This is a genomic window from Limisphaera sp. VF-2 (genome assembly GCF_049537125.1).
Lineage (GTDB): Bacteria > Verrucomicrobiota > Verrucomicrobiia > Limisphaerales > Limisphaeraceae > Limisphaera.
The window spans coordinates 1,834,701-1,848,963 of record NZ_JBMVQY010000001.1 but is presented as its reverse complement, the minus strand read 5'-3'; the positions used below and the strand labels follow the sequence as shown (position 1 = coordinate 1,848,963).

9 protein-coding genes are annotated in these 14,263 nt (G+C 66.2%); 4 read left to right on the top strand and 5 right to left on the bottom strand.

What is annotated here, in order from left to right; all coding sequences use genetic code 11:
- Positions 1-508 precede the first annotated feature (508 nt).
- Entirely contained in the window at positions 509-1,312 is an 804-nt protein-coding gene (locus ACPDIT_RS06565) for a 3-keto-disaccharide hydrolase (RefSeq protein WP_423442376.1), read from the top strand.
- A 66-nt stretch (positions 1,313-1,378) separates the two neighbouring features.
- Here the strand turns inward: ACPDIT_RS06565 and ACPDIT_RS06560 are convergent, their stop codons facing one another.
- The 5 genes from ACPDIT_RS06560 to ACPDIT_RS06540 all read right to left on the bottom strand — a co-directional run bounded on the left by ACPDIT_RS06560 (position 1,379) and on the right by ACPDIT_RS06540 (position 10,880).
- Positions 1,379-3,715 (bottom strand): glycoside hydrolase, encoded by a 2,337-nt coding sequence (locus ACPDIT_RS06560; RefSeq protein ID WP_423442375.1) that lies wholly within the window; start codon positions 3,713-3,715, stop codon positions 1,379-1,381.
- A 128-nt stretch (positions 3,716-3,843) separates the two neighbouring features.
- A complete protein-coding gene (locus tag ACPDIT_RS06555; RefSeq protein WP_423442374.1) occupies positions 3,844-4,935 on the bottom strand; it encodes a radical SAM protein in 1,092 nt (363 codons plus the stop codon).
- The gene (locus ACPDIT_RS06550; RefSeq protein WP_423442373.1) at positions 4,875-7,142 is read right to left on the bottom strand and encodes a sugar-binding domain-containing protein; all 2,268 of its coding nucleotides are present in this window, start codon (positions 7,140-7,142) and stop codon (positions 4,875-4,877) included. Before ACPDIT_RS06550 ends, ACPDIT_RS06555 begins: the two co-directional genes overlap by 61 nt.
- A 70-nt stretch (positions 7,143-7,212) precedes the next feature.
- Complete coding sequence (locus ACPDIT_RS06545) at positions 7,213-7,854, bottom strand: response regulator (RefSeq protein ID WP_423442372.1); 642 nt, start codon at positions 7,852-7,854, stop codon at positions 7,213-7,215.
- Complete coding sequence (locus ACPDIT_RS06540; protein ID WP_423442371.1) at positions 7,851-10,880, bottom strand: two-component regulator propeller domain-containing protein; 3,030 nt, start codon at positions 10,878-10,880, stop codon at positions 7,851-7,853. The genes ACPDIT_RS06545 and ACPDIT_RS06540 overlap by 4 nt, the downstream gene beginning before the upstream one ends.
- A 218-nt stretch (positions 10,881-11,098) precedes the next feature.
- Here ACPDIT_RS06540 and ACPDIT_RS06535 point away from each other — a divergent pair, with 218 nt between their 5' ends.
- From ACPDIT_RS06535 to nth, 3 genes are all read left to right on the top strand, one after another.
- Positions 11,099-12,079 carry a PLP-dependent cysteine synthase family protein gene (locus tag ACPDIT_RS06535; protein WP_423442370.1) on the top strand — a complete coding sequence of 327 codons (981 nt, stop codon included), beginning with the start codon at positions 11,099-11,101 and terminating at the stop codon, positions 12,077-12,079.
- Between the two features lie 40 nt (positions 12,080-12,119).
- Complete coding sequence (locus tag ACPDIT_RS06530; RefSeq protein WP_423442369.1) at positions 12,120-12,977, top strand: sulfurtransferase; 858 nt, start codon at positions 12,120-12,122, stop codon at positions 12,975-12,977.
- A 617-nt stretch (positions 12,978-13,594) separates the two neighbouring features.
- Entirely contained in the window at positions 13,595-14,248 is a 654-nt protein-coding gene (nth, locus tag ACPDIT_RS06525) for an endonuclease III (protein ID WP_423442368.1), read from the top strand.
- Positions 14,249-14,263: the final 15 nt, after the last annotated feature.

Here is a 14,263-nt window from a genome sequence, read left to right as displayed (position 1 = left end):
CGGGCCTGACGGCGGAAGCCATCGGTGCGGCGGCCAACCGGACGCGGACAGCTCTCGGGTTCATTTCCAAGCGACTTCACTATAGTGGCAAACAAGCCCTCGGCACATGGCCAATTCTGGCGATGAGGTCGGAGAAACCGGGAAACCCGGCACGGCTGCACGAAGCGGGTGAACCCGAGCCGAGCCCGAACCGCATGCGTCCACCCGGCCCCTGGTCAGCCGGGGTGTCGATCCACCGACCGCGTGTTTGGCGAAGGGTCAACCGGTCCCTCGAGGCGCGCACAGGGCTCCATGCGTCAGGGGCGCCTGAACGACGCAGCCGGTCCCCCAAGTTGGCCGCCGGGCCCGGGCGTCTCTCCGTGGCAACCGACAACTCGTCCCTGCGGTCCCCCGGCAGAATCCCCGCTTGGGTGGTGGTTGCCTCAAAAGCCGGGCCGACTCTTCCGACAAGCCGGGGCGGTCTATCTACGGAATTGCCTCCGGGCAAACCGTGGCCTATGCCGTCTCCATGCGCAGAGCAGAGACCGACCACGGACAGGCGCCTCTCCGGGCCGCGACGCGAGCAAGGCACGAAATCCTGAGGGCGATTGGGAGGGCAATCGTTCTGCTCGGGTGCCTGGGGCTGGGAATCGTCCGGGCTCAATCTCCCTCCGCCCCGCCCGAAATCGAACTCTTCAATGGCCGGGATTTGACCGGTTGGCGCACCCCGTTGGGGGACTGGCAGGTCGTGGGCGGGGTGGAACTGGATCCGGAACAACCGACCCGCCTGCGGCCCCTGCCGGGAAGCGGCGCGGTTTGGAACGGTCCGAAAGGCCGGACGGTCCACCTGGTCTCGGAGCGGGAATTCGGAGACGCTGAAATCCACGTCGAGTTCTGCTTGGCGCGTCGGTCCAACTCGGGTGTGTACGTCATGGGTCGATACGAAGTGCAGATCTACGACAGTTACGGCGTGGAGCGGGACAAGTACCCCGGGATTGAGTGCGGAGGGATCTATCCGCGGTGGGTGGGGGAGCGGGAGGTGGAAGGGCACTCGCCCCGCGTCAATGCCAGCGGGCCGGCCGGGGAATGGCAATCGTTTGACATCGTGTTTCGCGCGCCGCGGTTCGACTCCACGGGCCGCAAGGTGGAGAATGCGCGGTTTTTGCGCGTGATACACAACGGACAGGTCATTCACGAGAATGTCGAAGTGACGGGTCCGACGCGCTCGGCCCTGTTCGAGGACGAGCAGGCCGTGGGGCCGCTGATGTTGCAGGGCGATCACGGGCCGGTCGCGTTCCGCAACGTGCGGGTAAGGCCGCTTCAACTCCCCTGAACCGGATTGCCCGGCTTCTTAACGAGCCTTTGCCAGACCGGGAGCCAAGCCCGGTGGCGCGGCGCTTCATTCGGCCGGGTCCACGCGAAAGCTGCGCCCGGGCACGATCTCCCCATCCGGTCCCTGCCACGCGGCCTGGGCAAAATTCACCGTGATCGTGACGCCGTTGGCAAAGCGGGTCTGCTGCACCGACCGGTCCGGCGTCAAAAACCGGTGATCCGTCATTTCCTGGTAGCCCAGCCGGCGGACGATCGGACACACATTGCGGTAGCTTTGTACGAAGCGGTCCTTTTGTTCCTGCCAGAGTTTGCGGTCGAACATGAACATGGGCGGGGTGGCGTAAAGAATGTTGAACAGATCACGCAGATCCCACAGCGCGGGCAGTTTGTTGTTGTAATCGCCCCAGTACCATTGGGCCACCACGCAATCGTGGTACACCAACTCCCACAGGGGCAGTCGGTAACGCCATCCCACCTGGTACTTCGCGACGGGTTCGGGCACGTCGGTCCAGATCCGGCTCATGTTACGGCCGGCATCCGGCACGCGATAGGGGCCCAGGCTCAGCATCCCCTCGAAGTAATGGACAAACGGCACCGCGGCGTCGTGTCCGGTTTCCGAACCGGTGACCAGGTTCATCTCCTCGGAGACCAGCCGCAGGAGTTCCATCTTCCAGCGCCGGCTCTCCGTGCGGGTCATGGGATGGGCGGGATCGTAACATTCGCGCCAGGGACTTGCCGTGGTGGTGTCGATGAAGCGTGCCCGGTAAGGATGCGTGGCCAGCTCGGCAGCGATCCGGCGGCGCGCATACTCGGGCGCACGAAGGTCACAGAGCACCCCGCAGGGGATGCGATCCCCGTCCCGGGTCTCCACCTCCCAGCCGGGAATCCACCGGCCGCGGGCGTCCCGGATGAGATCGTGCGGCCAGGCCTCCGTGGGCCAGTCCGGATGGATTCCGCGCAGCCGCGGGAACCGGGCTGGGTCCATGACGTCCTGATAAATGTCGTAACGGCCGGTGAGCACGCCCAGTTCATTCAAAGCGCGGACCACCCCGGCAGGTTGTTGATGACTCCAAAGGATGCGCTCGATGCCGGTCTGCTGCATTTCCCGAACGATTCCGAGCGCATCCCGGTCCCAGCACCACACGTTCACGGCGCCGATCAGCAGGTCCACGTTCGGGTTGGCCCGCCGTTTTTGCTCGAGGGTTCGCACCAGGCCGAGGGATTGGGCGTGCCGACGGTACCGCTTCGCCATGGCGACGTGGCCGCCCTGGTCGAAAAACACGTATCGCAGTCGGCGGGGATATCCCCATTGACGCTTCTGCGGATCCCATTCCGGCGCCAGGAGCAGGCGCCCGTCCACGCGGTGCATGCGGACGGCGGCATCATCCGGCGTTTCCCAAATGGCGCTGTATCCGGCCCGGCCGTCGGTCACGCCCCAGAACGCCATGCACAAGCCGTGTCCGCCGTAGGCAATCAGCCGGAACAGCTCGACCTCCGGATCGTCCACGGGAAAGGAGATGCCCTCGTTCATGGGGAGGACCAGGGACTCGCCCGGGCGCGTTTCAAAGGGGTGCGGGTAGCGCACCGGACTGGTCGGCATGGGTCCGGGTGAATCCAGTTGCACGGTCCACTCGGGGGCATCCGGCTCGAGCCGAACGAGCATCTCCAGAGGCCGGCCCAGTCCGTAATGCAGCAGGCGCACCTGCCATTGGCGCTCGCCCGCGCGCACGGAAAGCACACGCAGTTCCCGATGCAGGGGGATCTGCCGCCACTGCCGCCCCGTGCGCCGATCTTCCACATGGAACGTGGCGTGGATCGTGTCGAACGCCAGCCGGAGCCGAGGATTTTCCAGAGAAAGCTCCCGCGGCAGCGACGGGTCGGGCTGGAAGTTCACGTCGTCCAGCCGGGTGAGGGTTACGTCATCCACATCGAGGCGGACCGGGCCGTGACCTATGAACCGCGGTTGCAGGGCAGCAACGTCTTCCGGCACGATCCAGCGTGTCCGAACCATTTGCCAGCCGTCGTCCGTCTCGATCTCCACGCTTCCGTAGGACCACTCCGCCACGGAGCCCGCGGCCGTCCAGGTCGAGGCACACAGAGACGCGGACCCATCGCCGGTTTTGCGCACCCACGCCGTCATTTCGTACACCTCGCCGGTCTTCGACGGAATGCGCAGCACGGGCTCAAAGGACCAATCTCTGGGTCCGTCGTGTTCGATGCGGGCATGGGCATTCCCCGAGTGGGCAGCGTTGGTGAGGAGGATCACCCGGCCCGCGCCGCGGTCCCGGGTCCAAAGGTCGCGCCAACCGACCAAGCCCTCCTCGAATCCGCCGTTGGTCAGCGTCAGGGCTTGGCAAACCGCAATCCCGGCCGCGAACCATATCAGGGACCACGGGCGCAGCATGGTGCCCTTTAGACGCCCGGATCGAAGGCGCGATTCATGGAAAGCAGGGGAAATGAAGGGAAACCCCGGGCCGGAGGGGATGCTCCGACGAAGGCGATCGCAGCCGCGGCTCCTGAACCGGCCCACGCTCACTGGCGCACGTCGAAGCGGTGAATCCCGGCGCGTTCGGCCTCGGCCCGGGCACGGCGCCACTCGGCAGCCGTAATGGGACGACCGAGTTCGGGAAAGCGCCGGTGTCCCTCGGGCCCGGTCACCTGCCCGGCCGGGCGGTACTGGTCCATCAGATTGAGGTACGTGTGCGGCGACAATTCCCGGGCCAACCAGGCCGTGACCTCCGCGGTGCCTGCCAGGTTGTGGGGCATCACCAGGTGCCGCACCAACAAGCCGCGGCGGGCCAGGCCATGCTCGTCAAGGATCAGGTCGCCGACCTGGCGATGCATTTCGCGCAGGGCGGCGCGGGCCATCTCCGGGTAATCTTCGGCATGAGCAAGGCGCCGGGCCACGGCCGGCGACCAGAACTTGAAATCGGGCATGTAAATATCCACCACCCCGTCGAGCCAACGCAGGGTTTCCACGGCATCGTACGCGCTGGTGTTGTACACGATGGGCAGTTGCAGACCGGCTTCGGCGGCGAGGGCCAGCGCTTCCAGGAGCTGCGGGACCACGTGAGAAGGCGTCACCCAGTTGATGTTGTGGCAGCCCGCCTTCTGCAGGGCCAGCATGACGTCGGCCAGTTGCTCCGCGGTCATGGGCTGCCCACGGACGGTGTGGCTGATGTCATGGTTTTGGCAGAACACGCAGCGGAGGTTGCATCCGGACAGAAAGATGGTGCCCGAACCACCCCAACCCCGGAGGCAATCTTCCTCTCCGAAGTGAGGGAACGCAGAGGCCACCACGGCGAGCCGGCCAACGCCGCAGACGCCGGTCTTGTTTTCGAGGCGATTCACCCCGCACTGGCGGGGGCAGACCCGACAGGCGGCAAGGGCCTCTCGGGCAAGGGCGGCTCGCTGCCGCAAGGTACCGTCCTGCAGAAGGCCCAGATAGGCGGGCCAGGTCCGCGGCGGGGCAGGCGGCGCGGCCGAGGCGTCGTGGTTTGCGCGCTGATGCGAATCCGCGCTCGGGCGCCCCGGCAGCGGAGAGTCCGCCTCCCTGCACACGGTCACGGCACCGGCGGCGGGGCCGGACGGGTGGAGTTCTCGTTCCGGGCTTCGGGCATCCATAGGGCCACGTCAATATACTGGCCGCCGCGCGTTTGGCGGCAATGGACGGCCAACACATTGCGTCCGGTTCGGAGGGCGCTGAGGGCCTCCGGCCGAATGGGGAGAGGAACGTAATCGACGGTGTAGCCCGAGGTTTGCGCAGCCAGCACGCCGTTGAGCCAGATCTCGGCGTCCTCGTCGTGGTGAAGCAGCAATTGCAGCCGGCTGAAATCCATCGCTGGCAATTCAAACGTTCGCCGCAACCAGATCCGGTCCGTTTTCCAAACGGTTTGGACGATGGCTCCCGGAGTGCCGTGGGTGCCGAAACCGGCCTCGCCCTCGGCCCAGTCGGCGTCGTCGTAGTCGGGCTGGGTCCAGTCGCCGGAGGGCGGTTGGAGGCGGTAGCGCCAAAGGACGGGCTGGACGAACGCAGGCGGAGAGAAGAACTGCCCGGGCCAGGGGGTTTGGGGATCGGTGTTGGCGAGGCGGAGCCAGTCGGGATCCAGTTTGCTGACGGCACGGTCGTAGGTGAGCAGGCCGTTGCATTCCGTTTCCACATCGGTGGTCTGGGTATAGACGGCAGCGCTGAGTCCGGTGACGCGGTGGAGGTGCCAGACCTGTTGCAAGAGCCGTCGATATCGTTGAGCCAGGGCGTCGGCGTCGGGCAACATCACATAGCCCCAGAACTGGGTGGACCAGGTATGGCCCGGAATGCCAAGCCCCAGTCCGCCGAATTCTCCCAGCACGGACGCACGGTTGGGCTCCGGCGGAGGCGAGACCGGGCTGGGGTAACTGTGGACGTCCACGACGTCGCCCACGTGGCGGTCGGTCCAGCCGCTGGCGTTGCAAACCAATCGGTCGGGGTCAAGTTCCTTGATCCAGGCGGTGAGTCGTTCGGTGTCGTACTGGCCCCATCCCTCGTTGAAGAGGACCCACAGAATGATGGACGGATGATTGCGGCGCGCCTCGATGAGTCGTTGCAACTCCACTTCGAACTGCAGTCGCATTTCGGGCGTGTGATTCTCACCGCTGGGCATGTCCTGCCAAACCAACAGTCCCAGCCGATCGCACCAATAATACCACCGCTCCGGTTCCACCTTGACGTGTTTGCGAGCCAGATTGAATCCGGCCCGTTTGAGGAATTCCAGATCGTGGCGCAGCGCCTCGTCGCTGGGCGGCGTGTAAATGCCGTCCGGCCAGTATCCCTGATCCAGTGTGCCCAGTTGGAACAGGATCCGACCGTTGAGGGCGATGCGGGCGCGTCCGTCTTCCCCGGTGCGCAGGGTCACCGTGCGGAGGCCGAAATAGCTCTGGACGCGGTCCACCACCGCGGTGCCCCGCCGCAGCGTCACGCGCAGGTCGTAGAGAAACGGGTCCTCGGGTGACCAGTGCCGGGGCGAGGGAATGCGCATCCAGAGTTCCTCCGCCACCGGGCCCGTCACGCGAGCCACTTCCTGACCCTCGGCCAGCGCCACTGTTTCCACCAACAGCTCGTCGCGCCACACGGAGGGTTCGATCCGCACGCGCAGTCCGTTCAATTCCGGCCGCACCACCAGCCGGTTGATGCATGGATCCGGCACGGGTTCGAGCCAGACCGTCTGCCAGATGCCGGAAGCGGGCGTGTAAAAGATCCCCTCGTTTTTGTGGGCCTGTTTGCCCCGGGGCTGGCCACCCTCGGTGGGATCGGTGACGGCGACCAGAAGCTCCTGCTCCCCCTCGGAGCGGAGTGCGCCGGTGATGTCGAAGCTGAACGGATCGTAGCCCCCGCGGTGTTCCCCCACGAAGCGGCCATTGACCCAAACCTGGCAGGCCCAATCCACCGCTCCGAAGTGCAACCGCACCCGGCGCCCGGACCACGCAGCCGGCACTGCGAAGGTGCGCCGGTACCAGAGCCGCTCGTCCGGACGCAGCCTTCGGCCCACCCCACTCAGAGCGGACTCGATCGGGAACGGGACCAGGATCCGACCTTCCCAGGCCGAGGGCGCCTGAGTGCGGACCATCGGGGTTACGGTGAACTCCCACAGGCCGTTCAGGTTCAGCCAGTCGGTCCGGACCAGTTGCGGGCGGGGGTATTCGGGCCAGACCTTGTCCGGCCGCACCGTGGCGGCCCAGCGGGTCATCAATGTTCCCGGCACGGGTCGCCAATCCTGTGCCGGAGCAGGGGCCAGCGAGGTGGCCCCACACAAACCCAGACCGAGCCAGGGCCCGAGGCGGCGGACCCACGACACCTTTCGAATCGACGGGCCCGCGGACGCCGCAGAGGCCCGGGCGGCTCGACGTGCCCGATCCGCCCGGATCTCAGCCGCGGAGGAATTTGGCCACCGCCTCGGTACGGGAACGGACGTGGAGTTTCTCATAGATCCGTCGGATGTAGTTGCGAACGGTGTGGATGCTCACGCCGAGTTTGTCGGCGATTTCCTTGTAGGCGCGGCCCTCGGCCAGGCCCTCCAGCACTTCGCGTTCCCGGGGCGAAAGCTCCGCGGCCGGGTCGGGGCGGGGCGGCGGGTGTTGGAAGGAGGTGACGATTTTGCGGGCGATGGGGGCGGACATGGGGGAGCCCCCGGCGTGCACTTCGCGGATGGCATCCAACAACCGCGGCGGCGCCAGTCGTTTCAACAGGTAGCCCGTGGCCCCCGCGGCCAGCGCTCGAAAAATCCGTTCCGTATCCTCGAACACCGTCAACATCACGATCTGCGTTTCCGGCAACTGCGGCTTCAGCCGTTGCACGCATTCGATCCCGTCCATGGCACCGAGGTTGATGTCCATCAACACCACGTCGGGCCGATCCTGCGGCAACCACCGCAGCGCCTCTTCCGCGCTGGCGCACGCGCGCACGCAGCGGAACCCCGGCGCGTGGTCCACATAGGCGGCGATCTGTTCGCGCAGCTCGGCTTCGTCGTCCACAATGGCCACTCGAATCGGTTCGGTTCGACCCTTCATGCCTTCTCCTTCGGCAACGGAAAGCAAAACTCCACAACCGTGCCCTGTCCCGGGTGACTCCGTACGCGACAGGTGCCGCCAATTTCGGCCAGTCGCTGGTGCATGTTCGCCAGGCCATCCTGGCCGGGTCCCACAGGGCGCCGTTCATCGAAGCCCTGCCCGTCGTCCTGGATGCGGATCGAAAAAAGCCCGTCGCGCGCCTGCATTTCCACCAGCACCCTTCGGGCCCCGGCATGTTTGAGGACGTTGTGCAGCGCCTCCTCACAAGCCAGGAAAACCTGATGCCGCACCTCCGCGGTCAGGGGAACGGCCGGCACCTGTCGGGGCAGGCGCAGCTGGCACTCCGTCTGGGTGCCCTGGAAGTATTCCGCCGCATACTGGGCCAGGTACGAAATCAGGTGCTCCAAGCTGTCGTTGCTGGGATTGACCGCCCACACGATTTCATCGAGGGTCTGGAGCATCGCGCGGGCGGTGCTGGCGATGGCTTCCAGTTTCTGCGCCGCGCCGTGCCGGCCATCCATCTCCAGAAGCGCGCGCTCGCTGAGAAAAGAAATGCGCGTCAGTTTCGAGCCCAGTTCATCGTGCATGTTGCGCGCGATGCGCATCCGCTCCCGGTACATCGCCTCTTGCTGGGCCAGGTGCTCCAGTTGCCGACGCAACCGTTGATGGGACACCCAACGGACCACGCCGGCCACGATCCCGGCCAGCATCACGGCCCACAAGGTGATTCCCCAGGCGCTGCGCCAGAAGGGCGTCGGCACCACCAGCGCCAGTTCGGTCAAGGGGCTCTCCCAACTGCCGTCGGCACTGAAGGCCTTGACTTGGAAGCGATAAAAGCCCCCGGGCAACCGACCATAACGCGCACGCCGATCGGGTCCACTGTCCACCCAGTCCGGATCGAAATTCTCCAGCCGATGCCGAAACCGAACCCGATCGCCTTCTGCAGGCACGGGCGCTGTGAACTGGATCTCCAGGGAGGCCAGACCGGCCCCCAGCCGCACCGGCTCGGCGGCGGCGCCGCGCTGACCGCCCCGCCCCATCTTCGATCCGGGCAGCGGATGTCCGTTGACCAACAATGACTCGATCCAAACCGGCGGGGCAGGTGGGGCCTCGCCGCTGGCGTCCCCGCGCACACTCACCAGGCCAGATTCCGTGGCGAACCACAAACGGCCATCGCCGGTTCGAGCGACCCGGGGCCAGCCCCAGCGCAGCGGAGTTTCCGCACTCCCCGAACCGGCATACCAGAGCCGCGGGCGCACCGGCTCACCTCCCTTCAGGAGTTGACGCACCCGCGCCGCCGGCCAGTTCCACACGGCCGTGCCCGATGTCCACCATACCGCCCCCCGGTCATCCGTCGTCAGCCCGCGTACAGGTGCCGCGCCGGCCTCCTCCCATCGCCACACCCACCACCGGGCGCCGACGCCACAGGCCAAACCGCGGTCCCCGCCCACCCACAACCGACCCTGAGCATCGGGATGCAGTGCGCGCACGGCTCCCACCGAGCGCAGTTCTGCAGAACCGACCTCGCGCCAGCGGTCCGAGTCGCGTTTCCACACCCGGCCCTGGGCCGTGCCGGCCCACACCACATTCGAGGTGGCGACCAGCACGGTCACCGTTTCCCCCGCCAGCGCCTCCCACTCCCCGACATCCGCAGTTTGCCCCGGTCGCCACCGCTGCAGTCCTCCCGACCGCGGCGCCACCCACAGCCAACCTTCCCCATCCACCGCCAGCGCACCCACGTCCTCCGTCCGCAACCCCTCCGCGCTGCCGTGGCGCACGGCCCGGTTCCCCCGCACTTCGTACAAGCCGGCTCCCGCCGTGGCCACCCAGAGCCGATCCGCACCGTCGAAAGCCAGTGCACTGATGACACCTTTGACGCTGGCCCGCCACGCGCCGCCCGGCGCCTGAAACAGATCGCCGCTGCGCACCCACAACCCCTGCCCTTCCACCCCCACCCACAACCGTCCCGCAGGATCCGTGGCCACAAGGGTCGCAGGGCCCGGCGGCAGACCCGCCTCCACGCCTTGCAACGAGGCCTGCGTCGGCCGCAAACAAACCAGCCCGCTGTTGCCCGTGCCCAACCAGAGGTTCCCCGCCTGATCCTCGCACAACGCACGCACGTCGTTGGGAAGGCTGCCGGAGCGGAGCGTCAGCGGCAAAAAGCGCTCCCCGGAAAAATAGAACAGGCCCTGACCGCTGGTCCCGATCCACAGCCGACCGTCCCGGCCCTCCCACAACGTCCAAATCCGCACGGCGGCCACATCCCCGCTGCGGAAATAATTCACCCGCTTTCCCTCGGTGAGATTGACGAGGTACGTGTCCCCGAAGGCCCACAGATTCCCCCGCCGGTCCTCGTAAACGCCGAGGAATTCCGGACTGCGTCCCACACTTTCCGCCTCGAACCGAAAGGGCTGAATCTGACCTTCACTCCACCGACAGATGCCCCCGGCGGTGGTGATCCACAACTCGCCGTTCCGAGCGGCGGAGACCTGAATGATGGTTTCGTGCGGCAGGCCGTCGGACCGCGTGAACCATCGGCTCCGCCCCTCTCGCCACTGCACCAGGCCCGCGCTGGTGCCCACCCATAACGTTCCGTCCGGAGCCGCCGTCACCGTGTGGATCGTCACGCCGGGACCATCCGGCGGCAGGGACACCCGGCGCCACTGCTGCGCTTCCTGGCACCACAACCCTTCGCCCTGCGTGCCCACCCAAAGCCGCCCCAGCCCATCTTCGCACAACACCGTGACCGGCACCGCACGCGGCGCGGAACCCTCTGCGCCCGCAAGGTCCACCGGCACAAAACGCACTCCATCGAACCGAACCAGGCCCTTGGGAGTGCCCACCCACAAGTAGCCGTCGCGCGTCTGGAGCACCGCAGTCACCGTGCGATCGGGCAGGCCATCTTCGGGCCGCCAGGTCCGCACGGTCATCTCCACCGGACCCCGCGGCACCTCCGCACGCAAGGGCACGGTCAGCCCCGTCATCAGGATCAGCCCCGCCCCGGCCATGCCCAGCCACGGCTTCATATCGCTACTCGGTCGGTCTCCGTGCTCGGGGCGTTCTGCCCCTGGCACGCCCTGTCCAGCCTAAGATCGTGGGCGGGACGTCGGCAACTCCACACACACGCCGGTGCGGTCGGACCCGGTCGGCACGGGATGGAACCTGCAAATCCCGGCCGAATTTGACATCATTCCCGCCCTCCCCTATTGGTTCATGCATTGACCGGAAGCCAATTCATCGCTGCATGAATCATTCAACGCGCGTTTACAACAGCATCTTCGAACTGCTGCCGGACGTGGACAACCCCACGCCCTTGGTCCGCATCAACCGACTCAATCCGTCGCCGCAGTTCGAGCTGTTCGCCAAGCTGGAGTGGTACAACCCGTTTGGCTCGGTCAAGGATCGCGCCGCTTGGGCCATGCTGCGCGATCTGGAGGCCCGCGGCGAAGTGAATGCCCAGCGCGGCATCGTGGAACCGACCAGCGGCAACACCGGGTTGAGCCTGGCCGCGATGGCAGGGGCGCGAGGATACCGCATGCGCGCGGTGGTCCCCAATCGGGTCCCCATGGAGAAGAAGCTCCTGCTGAAAATCGTCGGGGCCGAGCTGGACGTGGTCAGCGACGAACTCTGTCCGGCCCCGGGCCTCGGCGACGGCTCGATCAACCTGGCCAAGACTCATGCCCGGGCCCAGTCGGATCGCTACGCCATGCCGAACCAATACGAAAACCCCGCCAATGTCGAAGCCCACTTCCGGACCACCGGACCGGAGATCTGGCGCCAAACCGAGGGACGGATCACGCATCTGTTCGTCTCGCTGGGCACCTGCGGCACCGTCACCGGCACCGGCCGGTTCCTCCGCAGCCAGAACCCCCGCATCCGCATCATCGCCGTCCAACCCAGCCCCGGCCATGACGTGCCCGGACTCCGCAACGTGGAACAACTGGCCGTTTCGAAACTGTTCGATCCCACGTTGATCGACGAAATCTTGGAAATCGAGTACGAGCTGGCCTACACACGCGCCCTGGAGCTCTGCCGCCAAGAGGGACTGTTGGCCGGCCCGAGTTCCGGGCTGATCCTCGAAGGTGCACGGCGCATCATCGAACGCGAACCCGTGGGGCTGGGGGTCATGATCTTTCCCGACAACGTCTTCAAGTACACCACCAACCTGCGCAAACACGTGCGGGAACTGCAGGAGGGGTTGGAGCCTCCGCAGTCGCCCGCCTGAACCCCATGACAGAAACCCCACAACCCCTGCAACCAAGCCTATGAGCTCAACCAGCAACTACGCACACCCCGAAGTCCTGGTCAGCACCGATTGGGTCAAGGAACACCTCGGCCAGCCCAACATCAAAATCGTCGAGGTGGACGTGGATACCCAGGCCTACGACGCCGGCCACATCCCCGGCGCGATCGGGTTCAACTGGCAAACTCAGCTCCAGGATCCCGTTCGGCGCGACATCATCAGCGCCGAGGCCTTCGAACGTCTCATGAGCCAGTCCGGCATCCGCAACGAGGACACCGTGATCCTCTACGGCGACCACAACAACTGGTTCGCCGCCTACGGCTTTTGGCTCTTCAAAATCTACGGCCACGAAGACGTCCGACTCATGAACGGCGGCCGCGTCAAGTGGCTCAACGAACCCGACAAGCCCCTGACGACCGAGAAACCCAACATTACGCCCACCCAGTACAAGGTCCGATCCGTTCACACCGAACTGCGCGCCCTGCTCCCGCAGGTCTTCGAAGCTTCCCAAACCGGCAAGTACAACCTTGTGGACGTGCGCAGTCCGGACGAATTCACCGGAAAGGTCATCGCCCCGCCCGGCATGACCGAAACAGCTCAGCGCGGCGGCCACATTCCGGGGGCCAAGAACATCCCCTGGAGTCAGGCCGTCAACCCCGACGGGACCTTCAAATCCGTCGAAGAACTGCGTGCACTGTACCTGGAGCAAAAAGGCGTGGACCCCAACAAGCCCACCATCGCGTATTGCCGCATCGGCGAGCGTTCCAGCCACACCTGGTTCGTGTTGAAATACCTGCTCGGTCTCAACAACGTCCGCAACTACGACGGCAGCTGGACCGAGTACGGGAACTTGGTCGGGGCCCCGATCGAGAAGCCCTAACCTCTCGGCACTGCCGCCGGCACGGCCGCACGGGTGGAGACCCACGGGGAGGCCCTTCGCGCCAGCAAGCCCCCTGACAAAGCACAAAAAGGGGGCTGCTGCGCTCCGTCCCCGGCGCTCGCGCGAGGGCCAAGCCCGGAGCGGCCACCTCCGGCGAGGTTCCGAGTTCGCCCGCAGCCCGGCATGCGGCCCGGCCCCCTTTCGCATCCCCGCCGGCAGCCAGCGGCCATGTCCGGTTCACAAGCCGCCTTCGGAACGGGCCGGTCGACCCTTCCCAGCAGAAGCGCCGAGCCCGGCGGCCTTGGCTCACAACAAATCCCCAGGACCAAACACCCCTGGCGTGTCCAGGGCCGGATTCCTTTGCGTCCTGCGGGGCTTCGCTCGGCTGCCAAGCCCGGCCTCGGAAAAAGGTCGTGGACCGGGCCTTGGAAGGCCTTCGCCAAGGGTTGGGTCCGACGTTGTCCGGAAGGGCTCCGGTTGCCCCTCGACCCCCACAACCCCGGCCGAGCCGCGCGAGCTGCTCTGCCGCCAGAACCCAACCGCCCCTTTCCGGCCCTGACGACCGCCAAGGGCGTACTTGATGCACCAACCGATCCTCGGGCAGATTGCCCCTCGCGATGGCACGACAATCCCGTCAGGCGGATGCAAGCCGCATCAAGTCGATTTTGACCGCACTGCAGCGCACCTATCCCCGGGCGCACTGCGAACTGCGCTATTCCAACCCTCTCGAGCTCCTCATCGCCACCATCCTGTCGGCCCAGTGTACCGACGCCCGGGTCAACGAAGTGACGCGCACGCTCTTTCAACGCTATCGCACCGCCGCCGATTACGCAGAGGCTCCGCTGTCCGAACTGGAAGAAGCCATTCGACCCACCGGCTTTTACCGCAACAAGGCTCGGAACATTCAGGCCTGCTGCCGCGCGCTGGTCGAAAAACACGGCGGCCAGGTCCCGCGCACCATGGAAGAATTGACCGCCTTGGACGGCGTGGGACGCAAGACCGCCAATGTCGTGCTGGGCAACGCCTTCGGAATCAACGAGGGCATCGTCGTCGATACCCACGTCCGCCGCGTCGCCCAACGGCTCGGGCTCACTCGGCAAACCAACCCCGACAAGATCGAGCAGGAGCTGATGCAACAGGTCCCCCGCGATTTATGGACGCAGTTCAGTCACTGGCTGATCTGGCACGGCCGACGCCGCTGCTACGCGCGCAAGCCGGACTGTCCCCACTGCGAACTGCGACAATGGTGCCCTTCGGCGGGCAAGGTCTGACCTTGTCGATTCTGC

What these genes read in the sequence shown, in the direction of transcription:
- ACPDIT_RS06565 (WP_423442376.1), top strand. Translation starts at nt 509, where the DNA reads ATGCGCAGAGCAGAGACCGACCACGGACAGGCGCCTCTCCGGGCCGCG.
- ACPDIT_RS06560 (WP_423442375.1), bottom strand. Translation starts at nt 3,715, where the DNA reads ATGCTGCGCCCGTGGTCCCTGATATGGTTCGCGGCCGGGATTGCGGTT.
- ACPDIT_RS06555 (WP_423442374.1), bottom strand. Translation starts at nt 4,935, where the DNA reads ATGGATGCCCGAAGCCCGGAACGAGAACTCCACCCGTCCGGCCCCGCC.
- ACPDIT_RS06545 (WP_423442372.1), bottom strand. Translation starts at nt 7,854, where the DNA reads ATGAAGGGTCGAACCGAACCGATTCGAGTGGCCATTGTGGACGACGAA.
- ACPDIT_RS06540 (WP_423442371.1), bottom strand. Translation starts at nt 10,880, where the DNA reads ATGAAGCCGTGGCTGGGCATGGCCGGGGCGGGGCTGATCCTGATGACG.
- ACPDIT_RS06535 (WP_423442370.1), top strand. Translation starts at nt 11,099, where the DNA reads ATGAATCATTCAACGCGCGTTTACAACAGCATCTTCGAACTGCTGCCG.
- ACPDIT_RS06530 (WP_423442369.1), top strand. Translation starts at nt 12,120, where the DNA reads ATGAGCTCAACCAGCAACTACGCACACCCCGAAGTCCTGGTCAGCACC.
- nth (WP_423442368.1), top strand. Translation starts at nt 13,595, where the DNA reads ATGGCACGACAATCCCGTCAGGCGGATGCAAGCCGCATCAAGTCGATT.